Annotated in this window: 15 protein-coding genes and 3 pseudogenes; 11 read left to right on the top strand and 7 right to left on the bottom strand. The window is 40.7% G+C overall.

The genetic code is table 11. From position 1 onward, the window contains the following. Together ACFE90_RS11580 and ACFE90_RS11575 are read left to right on the top strand one after the other, a co-directional pair. Positions 1-1,266: SBBP repeat-containing protein (locus ACFE90_RS11580; protein ID WP_375500575.1), on the top strand; the 1,266-nt coding region annotated here is incomplete at its 5' end. A gap of 18 nt (positions 1,267-1,284) precedes the next feature. After that, positions 1,285-1,590, top strand: a complete 306-nt coding sequence (locus tag ACFE90_RS11575; protein ID WP_375500573.1) for a hypothetical protein — start codon at positions 1,285-1,287, stop codon at positions 1,588-1,590. 44 nt (positions 1,591-1,634) lie between these two features. Here the strand turns inward: ACFE90_RS11575 and ACFE90_RS11570 are convergent, their stop codons facing one another. Beyond that, entirely contained in the window at positions 1,635-2,198 is a 564-nt protein-coding gene (locus ACFE90_RS11570) for a hypothetical protein (protein ID WP_375500571.1), read from the bottom strand. Between the two features lie 29 nt (positions 2,199-2,227). Here ACFE90_RS11570 and ACFE90_RS11565 point away from each other — a divergent pair. From ACFE90_RS11565 to ACFE90_RS11525, 9 genes and pseudogenes are all read left to right on the top strand, one after another. Then, positions 2,228-2,422 (top strand): annotated as a pseudogene (locus ACFE90_RS11565) (sensor histidine kinase); the annotation flags it as partial. A gap of 100 nt (positions 2,423-2,522) precedes the next feature. After that, positions 2,523-2,780 (top strand): annotated as a pseudogene (locus ACFE90_RS11560) (glycosyltransferase WbuB); the annotation flags it as partial. Positions 2,781-3,091: 311 nt separating this feature from the next. Beyond that, entirely contained in the window at positions 3,092-3,520 is a 429-nt protein-coding gene (locus tag ACFE90_RS11555) for a hypothetical protein (RefSeq protein WP_375500569.1), read from the top strand. A gap of 137 nt (positions 3,521-3,657) precedes the next feature. Then, positions 3,658-4,746 (top strand): NAD-dependent epimerase/dehydratase family protein, encoded by a 1,089-nt coding sequence (locus ACFE90_RS11550; RefSeq protein WP_375500567.1) that lies wholly within the window; start codon positions 3,658-3,660, stop codon positions 4,744-4,746. Between the two features lie 1,039 nt (positions 4,747-5,785). Then, on the top strand, positions 5,786-6,439 hold the full coding sequence (locus tag ACFE90_RS11545) for a sigma-70 family RNA polymerase sigma factor (RefSeq protein ID WP_375500565.1): 654 nt from the start codon (positions 5,786-5,788) through the stop codon (positions 6,437-6,439). Between the two features lie 49 nt (positions 6,440-6,488). Next, positions 6,489-7,406 (top strand): DUF1822 family protein, encoded by a 918-nt coding sequence (locus ACFE90_RS11540; protein ID WP_375500563.1) that lies wholly within the window; start codon positions 6,489-6,491, stop codon positions 7,404-7,406. 41 nt (positions 7,407-7,447) lie between these two features. Beyond that, positions 7,448-9,805 carry a CHASE2 domain-containing protein gene (locus ACFE90_RS11535; protein ID WP_375500561.1) on the top strand — a complete coding sequence of 786 codons (2,358 nt, stop codon included), beginning with the start codon at positions 7,448-7,450 and terminating at the stop codon, positions 9,803-9,805. Between the two features lie 1,155 nt (positions 9,806-10,960). Continuing rightward, entirely contained in the window at positions 10,961-11,740 is a 780-nt protein-coding gene (locus ACFE90_RS11530) for a DUF928 domain-containing protein (protein WP_375500559.1), read from the top strand. Between the two features lie 37 nt (positions 11,741-11,777). Next, positions 11,778-14,456: a CHAT domain-containing protein gene (locus tag ACFE90_RS11525; protein WP_375500557.1), complete on the top strand. Its 2,679-nt coding sequence runs from the start codon at positions 11,778-11,780 to the stop codon at positions 14,454-14,456. 19 nt (positions 14,457-14,475) lie between these two features. Here the strand turns inward: ACFE90_RS11525 and ACFE90_RS11520 are convergent, their stop codons facing one another. The 6 genes and pseudogenes from ACFE90_RS11520 to ACFE90_RS11495 all read right to left on the bottom strand — a co-directional run bounded on the left by ACFE90_RS11520 (position 14,476) and on the right by ACFE90_RS11495 (position 21,783). Next, positions 14,476-18,333, bottom strand: coding sequence for a filamentous hemagglutinin N-terminal domain-containing protein (locus tag ACFE90_RS11520; RefSeq protein WP_375500555.1), 3,858 nt, complete (start codon positions 18,331-18,333; stop codon positions 14,476-14,478). 182 nt (positions 18,334-18,515) lie between these two features. Continuing rightward, positions 18,516-18,647: a hypothetical protein gene (locus ACFE90_RS11515; RefSeq protein WP_375500553.1), complete on the bottom strand. Its 132-nt coding sequence runs from the start codon at positions 18,645-18,647 to the stop codon at positions 18,516-18,518. A 27-nt stretch (positions 18,648-18,674) separates the two neighbouring features. Beyond that, positions 18,675-18,731 (bottom strand): annotated as a pseudogene (locus tag ACFE90_RS11510) (hypothetical protein); the annotation flags it as partial. A 161-nt stretch (positions 18,732-18,892) separates the two neighbouring features. Further along, positions 18,893-19,981 carry an ABC transporter ATP-binding protein gene (locus tag ACFE90_RS11505; RefSeq protein WP_375500551.1) on the bottom strand — a complete coding sequence of 363 codons (1,089 nt, stop codon included), beginning with the start codon at positions 19,979-19,981 and terminating at the stop codon, positions 18,893-18,895. 8 nt (positions 19,982-19,989) lie between these two features. Continuing rightward, complete coding sequence (locus ACFE90_RS11500) at positions 19,990-20,874, bottom strand: carbohydrate ABC transporter permease (RefSeq protein ID WP_375500549.1); 885 nt, start codon at positions 20,872-20,874, stop codon at positions 19,990-19,992. A 3-nt stretch (positions 20,875-20,877) separates the two neighbouring features. After that, positions 20,878-21,783, bottom strand: coding sequence for a carbohydrate ABC transporter permease (locus ACFE90_RS11495; RefSeq protein WP_375500547.1), 906 nt, complete (start codon positions 21,781-21,783; stop codon positions 20,878-20,880). Positions 21,784-22,113: the final 330 nt, after the last annotated feature.

Raw genomic sequence — 22,113 nt, 5'->3', positions numbered from 1 at the left:
AACCAGGTTTGGGGTAGGCAGTTTAGTGCTGGTGGTTTTACTAGTGGAGCCTTTGCCATTGACTTAGATCCAGCAGGGAATGTCTATTTATCAGGAATAGAAATTAACAATAATCAAAGAACAGACATTTTCAATTTTGCCGTTGAGGATAATTCCTGGGTGTCTAAGTTTGACACCAATGGCAACCAGCAGTGGCTTACCCTGATTAAGGATCCTTCGGCGAGTTTCCCTTTTGACATAACTCCATTTTTTGACGAATGTTACGACCTTGCCGTTGATAAGGATGGTAACAGCTACGCTGTAGGCTGGACTCAGGGCTTAGTCAGAGAGTCAGACCCGACGCGACAACTTTTGAAGTACGATGCCTGGGTGTCAAAGGTGAACACCGCAGGGCAGGTACAGTGGGTTCAACAGCTTGGAAGTACAAATCAGGGACTTGATTTTGCCTGGGGTGTTGACACTGACAGCAAAGGCAATGTTTACGTTACAGGATGGACTACAGGGGATATTGGCACAAAGGTAGGAAAAAAGGGAATCGGGGGTCGCGATATTTGGATTAGCAAACTTACCCCAGATGGATCTCAAGTGTGGGCCAAACAGTTTGGTTCTCCAGATGATGATGGTATGTACCTATCGGACATGCAGATCGATGACAAAGACAACATTTTTCTCATCGGAGAATCTAACGGGAAGTTAGGAAAAGGCCAAAAAGACGAATCTTATAATGCCTGGGTGGCGAGGTTTGACACTAATGGCAACAACAAGTGGATTCAACAATTTGGAAGCAAAAAGAATCTTGACTATCCTATAGGTGTTACTACTGACGAAAAGGGTAGTCTCTTCGTAACTGGAGCTACTGATGGCTTATTAGGGAACAGTGGTGGCGTTAATACCTCAGCTGTGGACGGTTGGTTGGCTCAACTGGACATCAACAAAGGAAAACTGCAAAAATTTATCGGCGGTTCAAATGATGTCATCAGTATTGCCGATCCTGAATCAATTCCCACTATTGATATCACTAACGAACTTGTAACTAAGGAAAGGCTGCCTCAAGGCGATAACCTGATTAACCCTGCTGAGGGGATCAATCTTAACTTTACTCAAGGAATCAGTACTAACTCTGCTCAGAGAACCAGTAGTACCAGCAGTGCATTCAACTATGGACAGATCACTTCTAATCTTGGCAGCATATTTGACTCTCAGTCTCAAGGTTCTTTTCCTTCAGCTTTGGCTGAGGCAGTTCGTGCTGGCAATATAACAATTTGAAGTGATTAGGATCAAGACGTGTTTTCAAACTATAACCACAAAATAATGGAGGCTGAACATAATCATGGCTGTATAATTTGCTGCAAGTTTTTCTTATCGGGTGGCGATGCGGCGAAATTGTTTGAGTCGCTTGATAGCCTGCTCAACAACGTTGTGTTCACGGTAGATTTTACGGCTAAACAGACCGCGACGTGGTTAATTCGAGAGTCGTGGAATAGTTTAGCGATCGGAGGTCATGCACAGACTACAAAGATTCTTATAGTCTATGTTCTAATAGGATTGGCGACAGCCATAGCAGACATCGGCACTATTCAACAGAGTTAGGGCTAGGGCGTATTTTCAAACTACTCATTTAGCCTCCTAACTTTTTATATCCCCCTAAATCTCCCTATAAATTGCAGTACGTTATAGGCGACTAAAGCGATGCAGAAGGCAAACAAAGCAGCTTTTAGATAGCCTAGCGTATTAATTTCGCAGCAAAGATTTTTTGTCAGGACTTGAAACAAGGTTTCGAGCTTCCAACGTTTGCGGTATATTTGGGCTATCAACACAGCAAAGAAGCAACCGTCGTGCGAGTACCGCTTGCCCACTGTGCTATCAGATGGCAAATTAGTAAGAATAAAAATTTCTTTGTCTTCATCACGTAATAGTTCTTCTAAGCAGACTTTAATACGACGTGCCAATAAGCGTTGACTATCATTGGCACTTAAAATAATGCTTTGCTTAAACACAATACCGCGATCGCTTTGACCTACCAACCGCAAATCATCAGTCGCTTGCCAGGGTAGACATTGATGCTGTCTAATCTCAAGTTCGGGAAGGTCTACCACTTCTTCTAAGATACAGGGTTGGGTTTCACTGCCGTTTAACCTAACATGAACAAGGATTAAGTGTTGGGTTACCCTGCGGGACGGTATAGCTGACAAAATCATAATTGTCACAGTTGATGAACAAGATATCCAATCAGTTGGTAAATGTTCCTGAGGTGCAAGCTAAAATTTTTGAGCCATCTTTTACAACTAAACCTGTGGGTAAAGGAACTGGGTTAGGATTAGCTATCAGCCACCAAATTATTGTCGATAAACACAATGGACAAATCAACTGCTCGTCAACCTCTGGTCAGGGAACAAAGTTTATTATTACTCTGCCAATTTAGTTTTTACGTGAGTTCGACTTGAAAAAGGAACAAAAAAAGGTCGGGACTTTCAGGAGACAGGAGGAGGAAGGCAGTATGAAATAATTCTCAGCAATTCGCTCTAGTACAAATTGAGGTAGATATTGAAGTCTTTACAAGTCAGCCAGGATATGCGTTTAGCTCTCATACGGCCCCAGCAGTTGAATGGACTGACTAAATCCGAATTCAGCGATCGCGCACTGCCCAACTTTGGCCGGGAAGGATTCGTGATAAAGCTGTTAATGGCGTTTTATATGCCTTACGTGCTACGCTCTATCTCCTCAAAGCTTGGCGTCGTAACAATATATTGTTACTGACTACAGCTCCCCCGTTTTTGCCAAATTTATTCGCTTTCTGAATCGAGATCGGCAAATAGCAGAGCAGATGGGCAAAGCAGGTCGCCAGTATTTGCGATCGCACTTCACGCCTAAAGTTATCTCTCAACAATACTTGCATGTTTTATAGCAGGCATTATTCTCTAATGAGGTAAAAACCATGTCTCAAAGTGATGTAAAGTAAGTAGGCATGTAGGAGTTAATTGAATATTTTTGCTATATTTTTTAGGAGTTGCACTTCGATGGTCTTATTGATCTCAGTCCCTCCAACATAGCCTTCCTTGCTCATAGTTTTTGTCTATAACAGGAGGTTAAATTGCAGAGAAGGTGTGATCGAAATCGGAAACGTTCCAAACGACGGGCTATTTATTGCCCCATTCATAGCTGTTATATCGATAGTGTCAGTCAGAAATATAAAATGTTTGCTGACCAAGCAGGTCAATTACAGCAACGAGGGATGAGTCGCCGGAATGCGTTGATATTAGTAGCGAACCAAACCGCAGTACCTATAGAAGGGGAATGGTTAGAAGCTTTTTGGTGTCAAGAGTGTCAACAGACAAAATGGTATTACGTTCGGCAAGGTGGCGATCGCACATATCAAATTTCACTTGCACCAACAGAGCTTTGGCAACAAGTGGCAGGAGTAATAGATCCACACGGTAATCCCTCCGTTGGAGAGTTTACCCGCACACAAGCAAAGATGCTTACTCACAAAAGCATCAGATATTTTAACTGTGCCGGTTAGTACACTTAGTCTTGAGTATATTTGTAAATTGTAAATAGGCTTTGCAATTTTTATACATTAATCTCTTTAAGATTTAAGGTTGATTTAAACCCCTAATATCTGATTTGTTAATTTTGAAATTAATAGAGCATTTACTCATGAATATTGTTTTAATAACTGGTTCAGCAGGTCTGATTGGTTCTGAAGCTGTAAGTTTTTTCTGTGAACGAGACTTTGTTGTTGTCGGTATTGACAACAATATGCGTCAAGCATTTTTTGGTCAAGATGCTTCTACAGAATGGAATCGCGATCGCCTCATACATAAATATGGCGATCGTTATATTCACCATAATGTTGATATTCGCGATCATGAAGCTATCTCTACAATTTTCCAGACTTATAGTAAAGATATTAGCCTAATTATTCATACAGCTGCCCAGCCCTCTCATGATTGGGCTGCCAATGAGCCTTACACTGATTTTACCGTTAATGCGAACGGCACCTTAGTTTTATTAGAGAATACCCGTCAAATATGTCCAAATGCGGTCTTCATTTTTTGCTCTACTAATAAAGTTTATGGAGACACACCTAATCGCTTACCGCTAATTGAACAAGAACTACGCTGGGAAATTGAAGAAACTCACCCCTATAACCAGGGTATTGATGAAAAGATGAGTATTGATAATACCAAACACTCATTATTTGGTGTTTCTAAAGTAGCCGCAGATGTATTAGTGCAGGAATACGGACGCTATTTTAATATGAAAACTGCAAGTTTTCGGGGTGGGTGTTTAACAGGACCAAGCCACTCTGGAACAAAGTTGCATGGCTTCTTATCCTATCTGATGAAATGTACAATGGCTGGGCAAGCGTATCAAGTATATGGCTATAAAGGAAAGCAAGTTAGAGATAATATTCACAGCTATGATTTGGTGAATGCGTTCTACCATTTTTATCAAAACCCACGAGTTGCAGAAATATATAACATTGGGGGTAGTCGTTACAGTAATTGTTCAATGTTAGAGGCTATTCAACATTGTGAAGCGATTACAGAGAAAAAGCTAGACTGGAGCTATATTGAATCTAATCGAATTGGAGACCATATTTGGTGGGTTAGTGATGTCAGTAAATTTCAAAATCACTATCCAGAATGGCAGTTAACTTATACTGTTCCAGATATTTTAAAAGAGATTTTTTCCCAGAATATAAATCGTTGGCTTTTAAAGTTAAATTTTGAAAAGTATTGAAAATCTCCTATAAAATTGAAAATAATGTTAAAAAAACTTATGAGGAACCGAATAATTAGGTTCCTCATTTGCGGAATCATTACCGCAGCCTTCAATGTTTTACTTATGATGGCTATTATTGAGGTATTAAAATTGAACAACAGTTACATCGTAATATAGCAAATATTGTCTCAATTGAAATATCTCTGCTATTTAGTTTCTTTATTTATCGCACCTGGGTTTGGCCAGAAGGTAAATAGAATTTTAGATATATTTGCTTTAAACAAATCCCTTTGTATCATATTTCTTGTGGATTAGTAATAGCAATTAGGAGCTTAATGAGATTATTTAAAACTATATTGACAATAAAGTAGTCTTATTGACATGATGCGATCACCTTGGTGGTCTGTCCAAGTAGGCGTTGCATAAATACGGGATGAATAGGCGGTTGAAACCATTTAAAACTCGTTTCAAATTCAGCGAAATCATCCCATGATTCAGCAACGCCGGAAATTGGTATCAAAATACGGCAAAGACTATTTGCAGATTTAAATAATTTCAATTTCAAATCTGCATAGGCAAATGCAAACCTCTAATGGTTATGACAAATATGCAACACAAGCTTAAGGCGAAAGCAGCATAATCTGAATTTTGGAGAGAGGAAGCGATCGCCTCCTCTTTTTCGCATATTTAATCGATTATGTTAAAAGAGAAACAAACCTCTAACCTATGCAGGATAAGGTAAATACACCAAATGCTTGCTCAAAAATAGCTTAAACCAAGATATATCAAGAAACTAAGCAAACCGATATCAATGTCCTTCTGTATATGGATTTAAGGCTCTTTTTTGATTAATTTTGTCTAAGTGCCGCGATGAAATACTGGTCAGAAAACTTTTTATGAATTTCTGCGAAAAACTTGAACTTGAGTTTGATAACTAGATAATAAGCTCCAATGATCTAGGTATTAAACATCAAGTTATGGATTCAGGTATTAGAAATTTAAACAGTCAGATGCATCTTGTGACTACTTCTGCAAGTATTTCACCAGGAGATTTTCTATGACAAATGTCCACACGGTAAGCAATCTAAACCTTCAACTTCAGCATCTCGTTGCCCAAGCTTGTTCGCATCCAGCAAAAAGTTTGATGCGGCGGCAAAAACTTAGTGAGATAGTTAGAGTTGTAATGAAATCGGGCAAACTCTGGAAAGAGAACACAGCTTATTATAATGATGCTCTGCAACAAACTTGGTTATATTTTTGCCGAAACCCAGAGCAGTATAATCCCCAAAGTTGTAGTGTGATCACCTGGCTCGACAATTGTCTCAAGTGGCGACTGCAAGATTTTCGCTCTAGAGAAGCCCAAATTCAAGCTAAGACTATTCCCCTATCTAGCTTGGAAATTGAAAATACAACCGGAGCAATCGAAAACTTGCCAGCAGCAGCTGATATTCCACCAATTTTGCAAGAGACTTACCAATGGGTTTCTACAGATCCAGACAATGACTTAACTAGCACTCATGTTAAAGGACGCCCTGAGGTAACTTGCCAAATATTAATCCTGCGACGCCTACCTCCAGAAACCCCCTGGAAAAACATTGCGAAGGAATTCAATTTACCTCCATCAACTGCGCCCAACTTCTATAAACGTGAATGCTTACCTCGCTTGCGAAATTTTGCTCTCAGGCAAGGGTATCACGAAATTTGGAATTAATGCAGAGATATCTAAAGTAGAAAACTATCTATAAAATGGAAGGAAACTTATGATTCATAGCACTAAAAACTTAGCAGAAAAGTCTATTCCGGTATCTATTACCCAAGCAGCACTAAAAATAGCACGCTTTTTTGCTGATGAACAAGTAACCCCAGAAAAGAAAAAGCAGGTATATCTTAATACCTTGGCTGTATGTGCGGTAAATGATTACATGGAAATGATGAACATTCCCACAGACCCAAAGGCTAGCGATAGTTGGAATTGTGCCATGCGCTATTATGCAGATGTGGCAGACCTAAAGTTGAGTGTATTAGGTTACTTAGAATGTCGCCCCGCAAGCCCTGGTAATCTCTGCTATATTCCACCAGAAGTCCCGGAAGATAGAATTGGCGTAGTTGTAGTTGAGCTAGACATAGAACATCAACAAGCAACTTTAATCGGGTTTGCTAAAACAGTAAAAGCTGGTGAACTTTTATTTAATGAGTTACAGACTATTGAGGATTTACTTGCATATATTGATTCACTTGAAAGCAACGCCACGGAAGTCAAGTTGAGTTACTGGTTACAGAATGTAATTGATGCAAGTTGGCAGCCGATAGAAAAAATTTTAGCATCAAAAACACCACAATTAGCTTTTCGTTATCGAGACGGAGTGACGCGGGGCAAGCTTATTGACATGGGGATAGAACTTCCGGGACAATCGCTGGCATTAGTTGTTACACTCACACCAAAAAATTCTATAGAAATCCAACTGAAATTGCAGGTGCATCCATCCGATCAGCAAGCCTACTTACCTAACAATCTCATCGTTAAAGTGTTAGATGAGAAAGGCACTAATGTTATGGAAGCCCACGCTAGAAGTGGCAGTACTCATGTCACACTAGAGTTTAATGCTCAAAAAGGAGAACGTTTTAGCGTTAACTTAGAACTGGGAAATACTAATATTATTGAAAATTTTGTTATTTAAATACATACATTGGTTGATTCCTACCCATGCAGAAGTTGGTTGTGTTGAAGCTAGATGGTGATTTGAGCCAGGGGATAAAAGTCACACTCGAAATTGGGGCAGAAGGCGATCGCGCCAGTATAGAAGTTCAAGGCTATCTGACCCCAAACCCAGAGATTATTGCAGATTATGAGCTTTGGCGAATAACCTATCGCAGTTTATCAAATTTTCGCCTTACACCTGTGAACATTCACGTCGGAAGTTCTCTTAATGAGCATCTTAAAAAATGCCGCGAGTTAAACGAAAAGTTAAGTCAGCAAATGAATAGTTGGCTCAACTGTAACTCATTTCGCCTACTCAAAGAGAAATTACTTAAACAGCTAACATTAGATGATACAGTTCGCGTATTAATCAAAACGAGTGATATTTGGCTACGTCGTCTCCCATGGAATTTATGGGATTTTTTTGAGGATTACTCTCAAGCAGAAGTTGCCTTAAGCGCACCAGAGTATGAATATCTGGCAAAATCAAAGACAAGTACTATTGGAGGGAAGGTAAAAATATTAGCAATTCTGGGTAATAGTGAGGGAATCTTAATTGATAAAGATCGAGAGCTATTGGAGATGTTACCAGATGCAGAAACAACTTTTCTGGTAGAACCACAGCGCAACCAGTTAAATGAACAAATTTGGGAACAAGACTGGGACATCTTATTTTTTGCAGGTCATAGTGAGAGCCTTGAGGATGGTAAGAGTGGCAATATTTATATTAATAAAACAGATTGCTTGACAATCGATGAGCTAAAGTATGGTCTTTTGAAAGCTGTCAGCAAAGGGTTGCAGTTAGCGATTTTTAATTCTTGTGATGGACTAGGACTAGCACATCAATTAGAAGACCTGCACATCCCACAAATTATTGTTATGCGGGAGGCAGTGCAAGACTTAGTAGCACAAGAATTTTTAAAGAATTTTCTCAAAAAATTTTCCAGTGGTGAGTCTATGTACTTAGCAGTACGAGAATCAAGGGAAAAATTACATGGCATTGAAGATAAATATCCTTGTGCGGTTTCCTTACCTGTAATTTGTCAAAATCCAGCAGCAGTGCCACCGACTTGGAAAGATTTTTTGAGAAATCCCCAAATAGAAATTAGCAAGTCTCAAGTAAATAAATATAGAACTCAAGCGCAGTTACGGTGGCGTAGTATTAAAGTAATACTGTTATCAAGTTTGGTTATTACTGGTTTAGTAATGGGAGTGCGATCGCTTGGATTATTGCAACCATCAGAATTAAAAGCTTTCGACCACATGATGGGGCTACGCCCAGAGGAAAAACCAGATTCGCGTTTTCTGATTGTCACTATTGATGAAGCAGATATCCAATATCAGAACCGCATGAATATGAATATGCGATGGTCACTTTCAGACCAAGCACTCGCACAATTATTAAAAAAACTAGATCAATATCAGCCAAGAACTATTGGCTTAGACATCTATCGTGATTTTCCTGTAGACTCTAATAGTGCAGATTTAGCAACTAGGCTACAACAAGATAAGCGCTTTTTTGCCGTATGCAAAGTTTCTGCGGCTCTTGATGGTGCGCCAGAAGGCACTTCTCCACCGCCTGAAGTTCCAGAAGAACGCCAAAGCTTTAGTGATTTTGTTGCAGATGATAATGACATAGCCCGCCGTCAGCTTTTGCATTTAACACCTCCTTTAACATCTCCCTGTGCAGCAGAATATGCTTTTAGCCTCCAAATTGCGCTTCATTATTTGGAGGCTAAAGGTATTAAGTCATATATCAACTCACAAGATAACTTGCAGATAGGGAACGTCGTATTTAAGCAATTAAAATCTCATACTAGCGGCTACCAACGAATCGATGCATCGGGTTATCAAGTGCTAGCAAATTACCGTTCGCTTTCTTCTCCTCAAAACATTGCTCAACAAGTATCCCTCAGAGATGTTCTTAACAATAAAATTAATTCGGAATTAGTCGAGTTATTGAAGGGGCGGATTATTTTGATTGGTGTTACTGCTCCAACAACTACTGATTACTGGAAAACTCCTTATAGTGCTAAAGCAGGGTCAAATCAAAAGCTGATACCAGGGGTATTTGTCCAAGCTCACATGAGCAGCCAGATCCTTAGTGCTGTTTTAGATCATCGACCTCTGCTTTGGTGGTGGCCGACTTGGGCTGAAGCACTTTGGGTATGGGGATGGTCATTATTAGGAGGAATTTTAGCATGGTATATTCGGCATCCTATGCGTCTTGGAGCAGCTGGGATAATAATGCTATTTTCATTATTTATTATATGTTTTGGGATTTTTACTCAGGCAGGGTGGATACCACTTATCCCACCGGCATTGGCATTAATATCTACACAAGTAGCAGTTGTGTCTAGAGATATTCGTAATCAATAACTTTCGCAAAAACTTTTTATATATTTACATTGATAATGTTATTATATCAGTATTAACACGCTAAAAACCTCAGAATAACACCATGCAAAATTGTAAACAAATATATAACTTGTGATTCCCAACCTAGTAATATTATGTCTGCTTAAAGACTGATCGCTAAGACCGTAGGGGGCAGGGAGCAGGGAAAAATAGGGTTTTCCAATTTTTGCACAGATGTGGTAACCCTAACTTATTAACATGACATAATATAAAGGATATTTACAATTCTTTGCTTTACTCAAAATTATATATTTGAGTGAAAATTACATTAAGCATTTTATAGTTTGTATCTACCTACTAGTACATCAAGTTTAAATTGATGGATAAGCAAGTTCGTAGTGAGTTAGCGCGGTCTTGTCCCCAAGGGAGACGCCAAGGGCGATAGCGCAGCGTAAAGCCTTCTCTTCGAGAGGCAACGCCTTCGGCATAGCAACTCTTAGAGACGCTACCGCGAACGCTTAGAGCGAGTCCAGGAGCGTCTAGGGGTTTCCCCCATGAGCGACTAACTTTCCCGTTTTATAAGGACTTTAGTCCTGATGTTCTAAGCACGCTTTGTGCTTACTATAAACCCTCAAAACTAACTTAGACATTGCACTACCTCTGCTCAAGATGAACACCTTAGTGTCAATAAAGCTGAAAGTAATATCAATAATGCTTACTTGTTGATATTATTTTAGGCGTAATTATTTATTGTGCAGCGTGGATCTAAGTGTGACAGATGTATCTTTTTATAGGGCAAGTGCTTAGGCATCGCTTTAATCATTGGGAAACAAACCAAACAAGAAACTTTAATTATTCGCTTATCCACAAATCATTTTTTTTGTCAAGATTAATTTAGATAAACTTACTTTCCGCAATCTTATATCTTTCTAGTGTAGTTAAGATTAGTAAATTACTGCGATGTCTTTCATAATCACGGTAAACGCATCTCAAGAATAAAACCCCTTTAGTTTGGGCATTTTATGGTTTCGGCTAGTTTAAATCAATATCCTTACACATTAAGAGTATCCAAAATTACGTGTGTTTGCCCCGCTTTCATAGCTGTTTATTTTCTATTAGTGATGTTTATATTACTTTTGTCAAAGGAGTATATTGTTGATGAAACTTACTTGCATTATGACATTAGTACTTCTTGGATTGGTAAGTTACCCCACAAGAGTTTCGGCACAGATAGATCAATTACTTAACCAATCCCTTGTTAATACACCTAGCCAATCTGAACGTCCAAAATTCCCAGATAACGGCGCACCTACTGGACGTCGTAAAGGAGGTACAAGCCGTGATGGTTGCACTCCATTGAACACGCCAATTACTGCTTTAGTTCCTGGTGAAGAAATTGCAGATGAATCAAAATCTTTTTTGGCATTCACAATTTCTGAATATCCAACTTTTTGGGTTTTTGTACCGGAATTACCAAAGAATGCTGTTCTTGGAGAATTTCTACTTCAAGATGAAAATGACAAAAACATCTACAAGACATCTTTATCACTACCACCAAAGGCTAGTATTGTTGGTATTAACTTACCGCATAATTCCCAATCTGCTCTAAAAATAAACCAAAAGTATCAGTGGTATTTTAAAGTTTTCTGCGGCAATTCCCAGCAAATACCAGAGTATTTTTATGTGAAAGCATGGATACAGCGTGTGCCGTTAAATTCTGATCTTGAAAGTCAATTGAAAAGGACACAATCAAGAAAGTATACTACTTATGCTCTTAACCAAATTTGGCAAGATGCTTTAACTAATTTAGCTACTCTGCGTCGTTCTGATCCCAACTCAAACCTTTTTACAGAGGATTGGACACTTTTGTTAAAAGATGTTGGTTTGGCAGAATTTGCAACAGCACCGATTGTAGAACTTGAGAGTGACGAAAAAGCCGTCACTCAATCAAATTAGTATAATAAATATGGCTAAATTGCCAGTATTATTGCGTATGCTACAATCCTATTTAAGATTATTGAAATTTTTCTTGCTGCTACTAGGAACAGCCATACTGTGCATTTTTAGTTCACCTGCTTTAGCAACTTTTTCTCACATCAGCCTAAATATTCCACAAACTAAGATTCAAAACTCACCTGCCTTAGCTCAAAGCTTAGTAGAACAGGGTAAAGCTTTGTATGAGGCTGGTTTATTTACTGAAGCACTTCAAGTTTTAGAACAAGCTGTTATTGGCTTCTACAACACAGGAGACAAACTTAACCAAGCTATAGTCTTAAGCAATCTTGCTTTGATTTATCAACAGCTTGGCAAACAGACACAAGCAGAACTTGCAATTAGCCAAAGTCTCAATCTGTTAAAAAATTTAGATAGTTCAAAAGACCGTGCTGCAATTATAGCGCAATCTCTAGATGTACAAGGAAAATTACAATTAGCCCAAGGACAAACTGAAATTGCGTTGTCCACTTGGCAAAAAGCTGCTGATATATATGAGCAAATAGGCGATCGCGACACACTAACTCGTAATCGAATTAACTCTGCTCAAGCTATGCAGGCTTTAGGGCTTTATCGCCAAGCACAAAAAACTTTAACTAAAGTTCAACAAAACCTTACTACTCTTCCAGATTCATCGCTTAAAGTTGCTGGACTAGATAGCCTTGGCAATGTCCTACGAGTTATTGGTGATTTCAATGAATCACGAAAAGTTTTAGAGCAAAGTTTAACTCTAGCAACAGCTATAAAATCTCCAATAGCTATAGGTGATACCTTCCTCAATTTAGGTAATACAGCCTTTGCCGAAGCAAAAACTCAACATGAGGTAGGGAATACAGACCTTGCTCAACAAGAATTTCAAGCTGCTTTAAACTTTTATCAGCAAGCGGCTATAAATGCACTAAATACTACGCGTATTCAAGCACAGCTAAATCAACTTAACTTACTTCTAGAGTTTTTCTCTAAAAAAGAAGCCGCAAATACGTTTAAACAAGCTTTATCCTTGTCTGAGCAAATTTTGGCTGAAATTAATAAATTGGTTCCTAGCCGAAACTCAGTATACGCTCGGATTCAATTTGCCTCTATTTTAATGGATTTAACACAGAAAACCAATGCACCTATTTTATCAAATTTAAATATTGCCCAACTCTTGTCTACCGCGATACAGGAGGCCCAAAGCCTAAAAGACCAGCAAGCCCAATCTTATGCTCTTGGAACTTTGGGTCGTCTGTATGAAAAGAATAAGCAGTTTGGTGATGCTCTAGAACTAACAACAAAAGCTTTATTTATTGCTCAAAGTATTGATGCATCAGACATTCTCTATCAGTGGCAATGGCAGCAAGGACGTTTACTCAAACAACAAGGAAATCTCAATGCTGCACTTAAGGCTTATGATACAGCTTATAAAACTTTAGAATCTCTTCGCGGTGATTTAGTTGCTACTAATTTAGATGTTCAGTTTTCTTTCCGAGAAAGTGTAGAACCTATCTATCGAGAGTTAGTTGAATTACAGTTGCTCACAGAGAATACCCAAGGGGATCAACAGAGTAGTCAATACAATCTTAAACAGGCACGTAAAGTCATTGAGTCACTCCAGCTTGCAGAACTGAATAACTTTTTTCGTTCACCTTGTTTGGAACCAATTGTAGAGATTGATAAAGTGGTGGAGCAGGATAAAAAGGCAGCAGTTATTTATTCAGTTATTTTGCCCGATCGTTTCGATGTTATCCTTACCTTGCCTAATCAACAATTACAGCACTATACCACTAAGATACCTCAAGAAAAAGTAGAGAGTACTGTTATTTCATTACGTAAATCTTTAACAGATGTCGCAGGTACTTATGAAGTGAAAGAACAGTCCCAAAAAATATATGACTGGTTAATTAGACCAGCCGAAACTGAATTAGTTAAAAGTGGCATCACTACTTTAGTTTTTGTATTGGATGGGGAATTAAGAAATATTCCGATGGGGGTTCTTTACGACCCGCAGCAAAATAAATATCTCATGGAGAAATATGCGATCGCTTTAACTCCTGGTTTACAATTGTTTAATCCTAAACCCTTGCAAAAAGTGCAGTTAAATGTTTTAACTGCCGGAGTGGGAGAAGCACGTTCTATAGAAGGTCAAAAATTTTCAGCCCTGACAAATGTAGCACGGGAACTCAAGGAAATTCAAACTGAGGTTCCTAGAAGTGAAGAACTGTTAAATCAGCAGTTTCTCGATAGCAACCTGCAAAAACAATTGCTTGCAACCCCATTTTCTATCATTCACTTAGCAACTCACGGTGAGTTTAGTTCAGATCCCGAAAGAACTTTTCTTCTCACCTGGGATAAGCTACTGAAAGTTAAGGAATTTGATAGTTTATTACGGGTTGGCAATCGAAGTAGGTCTGGTAACATCGAGTTACTTGTTTTGAGTGCTTGCAAAACTGCTCTTGGTGATCAGCGAGCTGCTTTAGGATTAGCTGGCATAGCTGTACGAGCAGGCGCACGCAGTACGCTAGCAAGTTTATGGTCAGTGGACGACCAATGGACTGCTAAACTTATGAGTGAGTTTTATCGAAACTTAAATACTGGGATCAGCAAAGCCCAAGCACTCCAGCGTGCTCAATTAACTGTATTTGCTAAACAAAAAAGTCCTTACTTCTGGGCACCTTATATTCTAGTAGGAAATTGGCTTTGATATACACAATTAACCCTATTTACTTCTGAGCTTGATAATTACTGCAAGGTACAGCCTTGTGCCATGAACTACGACTCCCACCAGGTACATTAGCTGTAAGTACTACCTCTCCTTTTTCGTTTACCACCCATCCATTTGCTTCTACAATACGTTCTGGTGTGGTGGTAACTGGATTAGTAGTAACAGGTGGATTGCTGCGTAGGCGTAGCCCGCCGTTGGCATTGCTGCTAGGTTTGAGCGCCACCCAACCTACTTCTACTGTGCCGTTTGGGAGAACATCCTTAGTGGGATTAGGAGGTAAACCGCCTCTTCCGGTGATAGTAAAGCTGCTTTGAGCATAACCTAGATTATCGCAGACTTGGGCTACTTCAGTTTCTACAGCTATTGTGGGTAGCTCAACTAAGCCACTATTGGGGTCGATACCAGGTGTATTAAGTTCTACTGAACCGTTGAATTGAGGACTTGCTCCTGTAGCAGTAATGTCGCTTTCTGGAGTTAGTGTATTCCGACGCTCAATCCCAAAGATTCCTTGAGCGCTGATTTCGACTTTTCCACCACGAAAGTCAACAGAATTGGCGCTAATATCACTATTTTCTTCAGGAACAGCAATGATGAAGCCATTTAGTGCATCAATATCAATGTTGCCGCCAGGAATACCAAGTCCTTTGGCATTGGTGGTGATAGAACTTTGATTGCGTAGTAACAATGAGAGCGATCGCGCAAAGATATTTCCGCCGCCTCCTGTAGTGTCAGCAGTGATTTTGGCAGCGTTGTTGAGATATATCGAGTTAGCGTTAATATTTAAGTCACCCGCAGGTCCTGAGCCTGTACTACTTACAGTTATTTTCGATCCATCCTGAAGTGCCAATTTTTCTGTTGTCAGTGTCAAGTCACCGCCTGCTCCTTGTCCTGTCGTCTCAGCCGAAATCACTGAGCCGTTACCAGCCAGATTAATAGATTCAGGAGCATTGATATTTAGGGTTCCTCCTTTACCACTACCAGAGCTAGCAGCTGATACCGTTGCTCCTCCAGTAACATTTACAGTTAAGGTTTGCCCATTGTCATTGGGTTGGATTGTCAAGTTCCCGCCTGGTGCATTTCCTGTCGTCCCAGCTTCTAAACTGCTGCCGTCTGTCAAGTTTAATTGTGCAGCTTCCACGGTCAGATTACCACCACTAGCTGCGGGGTTAGTAGAATTAGTAGCGGCTGAAACGCGCATTCCATTGGTGATAGTTAATTTTTCACTACCAAGAAGCACATCTCCGGCTCGTCCACTAGCAGCACCTTCCGATGTAGCCGCTAAGATCCCATTACCATTGAGGGTGATTGACTCAGGGGCAGTGACAGTGAGGTTTCCTCCCTTACCACTACCAGAGGTAGATGCTGATATCTGTGCTTGATCAAAAAAGTTAACCCTCAAGGTTTGTCCGTTCAAAGGTTGAAGCGTCAGTTTTCCAGCTGCGCCAGTACTGCTTGTCTGAGCAAAAACACCACTAGTGGAACCAGATAACTGTATTTCTGGAATATTTAGTGTGATGTCACCTGCTTGCCCACTACTAGAGGTAGATGTACGCAGTTGCCCATCATTAAAAGCATTCAAGGTATCGGCACTAAGAGTGATGTCACCTGCATCCCCCTGCCCATCAGTACTGGCTGTCAGTGCAGCACCATTGGTGATAGTTAAGGAGTTGGTGCTAACTGTTATATTACCACCCTTTCCAGTTGAGTCTTCACCGACAGAGGTTGTCAACAGGCTTCCACCTATAATGTCGTTGGGTTTAAGGCTTTCAAGCGGAGTCCCACTCAGTTCTATAGAAGAGGCGCGAACACTTAAGTCACCTGCATTTCCGGCATTAATTGTAGAAACCGATGCTTGTGCTCCACCCTGAATTAACAACCGTCCAGTGACAATAGTCAAGTTTCCAGCATCTCCTGTACTTGCAGCCCCAGAAATTACACCGCTCGGAAATGGACGTTCTACGAAGTTCAAGACTAAAGGCCCACCAATTCCAACCAAATCTTTTATTTGAGAGGCGGACACCCCTTCTTTTGAGGTGCCAACAAGTTCTACTGAATCAGTGGCGTTAATGGTCAATTCGCCTCCCTTTCCAGAGCTAGAAGTACCCGCCGAGATAATTCCTCCATTGCTGACCATCAGTTTCTTAGTATTAATAACTAATTTGCCAGCATTTCCAGTTCCCGATGTTCCAGAAGCCAAAACGCTAGGAATATTATCTGATGAAGTGCCACTAAGTTCTACTGAATCAGTGGCGTTAACGATCAAGTCGCCTACTGTTTCAGTCTCCTGTTTTAGGTTATTGTCACCAGTACCTTTTACTACCCATGCACCATCACGGACAATTAAGCGTTTAGTATCAATGGTCAAGTTGCCTGCAAATCCCAGACCGACTGTATAATTACGCAATGCACTAGGAACTTTACTTGTACTACCGAACAGAGATAAGGGAGAATCATTTGCTGAGGTACCACTGAGTTCTATTAAGTCTGCCTTCACGGTTAAATCTCCTACTTGTCCTCTGGTTGTTGTAACTCCCGATACCCCTGCCCCATTAGAGACAAGTAACCGCCCAGTTTCAATGCTTAAGTTTCCGGTATCTCCACTTCCAATAGGTAGAAAAAAACTTACCAAAGGAGAAACATTAGGAAAATTCTGGGCATTAAGGGAAGCGGAAAACAAGCCAATAGGAACATTAACAGTAAAAGCCTCTGACTTAATAGGAATATTGATGTCAATAGTGCCGTTTGATGAGGAAGTGCCAGTTAACTCTATTGAGTCAGAGGCTTTTACAACCAGATCCCCAGCTTTACCACTAGAAATAGTAGCAGTCGCTACTACTCCATCTTGAATAATCAATTTTCCTGTATCCACGCGTAAGGAACCACCATTTCCAGAACCAAAAACGGCGTTGTAGATAGAGCTATTTTCGATTCTCACTGTTCCTTTGGCGCTGAGGGTGACATCTCCTGCCTCAGCGTCATCGGCTCCTGCAAGTGGGCTAATACCAGCACGTAGGCTACTTTTTCCTAAAACATCTATATTCTGGGCATTGATGGCAATACTACCGCCACCACCAGAAGCGACATTAATTTCAGCGCCATTGGTAAGCGACACATTTGCTCGTGCTATATTATCTGGAAAATTTAAGCTAAAATTGTCGCTATTGGCATTAAGAGCAACTGTCCCCTCTGCTGCTAAACCTCCTAACTCCACTCGTCCACCAGGGGCATTTAATAAGCCACCATCCATGCTGACATTGCCTCCAACTGCCAACAAACTACGATTATTCTCAACACTTAAACTAGCTGAGTTATTTTGGATCAGCGCATCAGCAGCAATTTGATTGAATAGAAGAGCCGAAGGATTGACTACGAATAGTTCAGGATTATTCGGAGTAGAAGCACCAAAAAAACCTTGATTGTCAAACCCAATTGCATTAGCTGTAGTCGCTACAAAAGAACCACCTATATCCAGTGAGGCCTTGCGTCCAAAAATAATTCCGTTAGGATTGATCAGAAACAGGTTAGCTATACCATTAGCTTTTATTAACCCTTCAATCTCAGACCTTGAACTACCTGTTACTCTGCTAATAATGTTCTGAATCTCAGTACCGTTGTTGAAGAAAGCAGTATTCCCAGCAGGGACAGAGAATTCCTTAAAGCTGTGGAATAAGTTAGTGCCTGCTTGTGTGCCGCCAGTGATGTTGAAGGTGTTACCGTCTGGTGTGACGTTGGAATTAACAGGTAGAGTACTATCCGGGGTGATTTGAGCGATCGCACATTTTCCAGACAAAGCACTGACATTTATCGCAATACCTAGCACTGCACCCCAATAAGTTAAATGCCAACTACCAGACATTACAAGCCTCCACAAGTATCACCAACACTAAATTTTAGTTAAGCATGTATCAAGTTAATCAATGTCTGTTACTTAATAATAAGAAATAAGACATACTCAATCATGCTGTTTAGCGCTGTTAAAGTTTGAGTAAGCAGTGTCTGGATGAAAAATTGCTTGATTCCCCAATTGTTAGCCGTACTTCATTGGGTTTCTTTAGCAATACCATCGCACAGATGGCGATCACTATTTTCTTCTACCTGTTGGCTATTATGGAGATAATCTTTAGCTGAATTGCAAGTACTTACCATCAAACTATCTAAAAGCGCATCCATATTTAAATGGTTGATATCCCATAGGATAACCTTATTGTCTGCGCTACCAGAGGCGAGAGTGTAGCCATTGGGGCTAAAAGCTATACTTTTAACCGATCGCCTTCAGCATCTGGTAGAGAATAAAACTTGCAAGTAGTAATCGCTTATAATGCCAAATTTCAAGATAAAATCAAGAACTTAAATTTTAAGGGGATTAGAAGACGATCGCAAGCATGTAAATTTAGTCATTTAGTGAATGACAAACTTCAATACATTTGTCTTTTAACAAGAGCATGGCCAGATTGAACATCAAACCAGTGAATATCCTCAGGGGGCAATGCTAGTGTAATATCCTCGCCACTCCAATTTTGGTCTGTTGGCAACAAAGCACGTACCGTAATCGCTCCGGTTTGTGAACCCTCAATCTTGACACTGACCAAATAGTGCATACCCAAGTTTTCCACTAAAAACACTCTCCCTTGGATAGTCTGGGTATCGCCTGGTTGAGCAATGCGGACATCTTCTGGGCGGATTCCTAAAACAATCTGCGGTGGTACTGTTGGTATATCTGGGAGAAGCACTTGGAAGTTACCTACGATCGCATATTGTCCCTTACAAGGTAAAGTCAGCAAATTCATTTGTGGACTACCAACAAATCCAGCCACAAATAGATTAGCTGGATGGTTATAAATGCGGTCAGGTGAGTCAAGTTGCTGGACATAGCCATCGTTGAGCAATGCAACTTTCGTAGAGAGCGTCATAGCTTCGGTTTGGTCGTGGGTGACGTAAACAACTGGCACTTTTTGTGCTGCAAAAATTTGCTTGATATCGGCTCGGACTCTTTCCCGCAGTAGTGCATCCAGGTTACTTAAAGGTTCATCTAGCAGGTACACATCGGCATTACGCACCAAAGCACGACCAACAGCAACCCTCTGCCGTTGACCTCCAGACATTTGTCCAGGCTTGCGGTTCATTAACTCTGCTAATCCTAAAACTTCTGCCACTTCTGCCACTCGCTGTTTAATTTCTGTAGGTGGTACTTTTTTCAGCTTGAGTCCAGAAGCGAGGTTTTCGTACACTGTCATGTGGGGATAGAGTGCATAGCTTTGAAATACCATTGCAATGTTGCGATCGGCTGCTCGCTTATAGGTGACATCCACCTCCCCAATCTTAATTTGACCACGAGTCGGTTCTTCAAGACCCGCAATCATGCGTAGAACGGTAGATTTGCCACAGCCAGAAGGGCCAAGTAAAGTGAGAAACTCATGGTTATCTACAGTTAAACTAACGTCTTTGACAGGGATGACTTTAGGATTATAGGTTTTATTCAAGTTTGTGAGTTCGAGTTTAGCCATTTTGATTTTTATCCTTTGACAGCACCAGCAGTAAGACCTTGGACAATCCGGCGCTGGAAAAACAAAACTAGTAAAATCAGGGGTAACGTCCCCACAACAGTTGCAGCAGCGATTGGCCCGTAGGGAATTTCATATATTGTCGCACCACCCAACTGAGCAGCAGCAACGGGAATTGTCTTCAACTCTTCACGGGTCATAAACGTGAGAGCGAAAATAAACTCGTTCCAAGCAAAAATAAAGGTGAGGATTCCAGTAGTCACCAAGGCGGGAAGGGTCATGGGTAGCACGATTTGCCATAGTAGTTGAAAGGTGTTGTAGCCATCGACCCTAGCGGAATCTTCCAAATCTTTTGGCAATTGTTGAAAAAAGCTTCTCAGCACTAAAATTGTTAGCGGCAAATTGATGGCAGTATAGGGTATAATTAGCGCCAGATAATTGTTGCCCAATCTAAGCGCTTGAATAATTTCTAACAGTCCTAAGAACAATAGAATTCCAGGAAATAAGGTAACAATTAAAACGCTGGCAAGGATAAATCGTTCACCCCAAGGGCGTAACCGTGCGAGGGCATAAGCCGCAGGCGCGCCGATCGCTAAAGATACAGCTGTAGAAGTAATCGAGACAAAGGCACTGTTGAAGATGTAGCGCCAAAATGGGCGACGGGTGAATAACTCAATGTAGTGATTGAAAGTAAATCGTGTGGGAAAATAGACAGTAGGAACGGCAGCAATATCCTCATTCACTTTAAACGAGGTCAGTAATTGCCATAAAGCTGGGGATAAGCTGAATAGCACCACCAATACAACTATTATGGGCAGCAAGATTTTTTTAAGAGAAAACTTGCTTCCACCTGTTGGTTTTGAAGTCGTTGGAACTGCTTGTGGAGTTACACTCATGAGTTAAATGGCTCCTGATGTTTTGGCACGGTTAAGCAAGAAACTAGCGATCGCCACCGCAGCAATCAATATTAAAAATGTCACTACTACAAGGGCTGCTCCATAACCAAAATCTAAGTAGCGCATCACCGTAGAATAAATATACAATGACACCACTTCAGTAGCGCCACCAGGGCCACCCCCAGTCATCACAGCAATCAAGTCGAAAATTCCGAAAGCTTGAGCAAACCGAAATAGCACTGCAATTAAGATTTGCGGCAGCAGCAGTGGCAGGGTAATATTGCGGAAGCTTTGCCAAGCAGTTGCCCCATCGACCGAGTAAGCTTCATAGAGGTCTTGTGATATCGATTGCAACCCAGCTAACAACAGGATACTGATAAAGGGCGTAGTTTTCCAAACATCGGCAAAAACCACTGCTATCATTGCCAGCACTGGATCTCCTAACCAGTTAATCCCAGTCTCAATCAGCCCCAATCGCCGCAGAATATCGTTTACAACCCCAAACTGGTCGTTAAAAATCCAAGCCCACGCCAGACCAATCAGAGAGGTAGGCAAAGCCCAAGGGATAATGGCGATTGTACGCACTATGCCCCGCCCAAAAAACGCCTGATTGAGAACTAGGGCAACCCCCAGTCCTAGCAGTAGTTCTGAGATTACTGATGCTGTTGTGAACACGGTTGTTGCCCACAAACTCTGCCAAAAACGACCATCCCCCGCCATCCGCACATAATTGTCCAAACCAGAGAATACAGGTTGTAGCTCTGTTCCCAGATTTCTAGTAAATACGCTTAACCAAAATGCTCGTAAAATTGGATAGGCAAATACAAACAACAGCAGCAGCAATGCTGGTGTTAGTAAAATCAATGCTGTCTGTTGTTCTCGATTTCTGAGTGTATGTAAATTAGTCATTTGTCATTGGTCATTGGTCATAAGGGATTCAGAATTGGGCATTGGGGATTTTGAACCCTGTTAATAAGTCTTTGAGGTGGATTAATGAGCCTTTGAACTCCGTTAATGAGTCTTTGAACTCCGTTAATGAGTCTTTGAGGTGGATTAATGAGTCTTTGAACTCCGTTGATGAACCTTTGAACTCCGTTAATGAACCTTTGAACCCCGTTAATGAGTCTTTGAACTCCGTTGATGAGTCTTTGAGATGAATGAATGAGTATCCGAGGTGGATGAACAAGTCTTTAAGCCAATGCTTTAACTTCTAACTCCCCCTGCCCCCTGCTCCCTGCC

Source organism: uncultured Nostoc sp. (genome assembly GCF_964245445.1).
Classification (GTDB): Bacteria; Cyanobacteriota; Cyanobacteriia; order Cyanobacteriales; family Nostocaceae; genus Nostoc.
The sequence above is the reverse complement of the archived record's forward strand: the minus strand, read 5'-3'. Positions and strand labels throughout refer to the sequence as shown.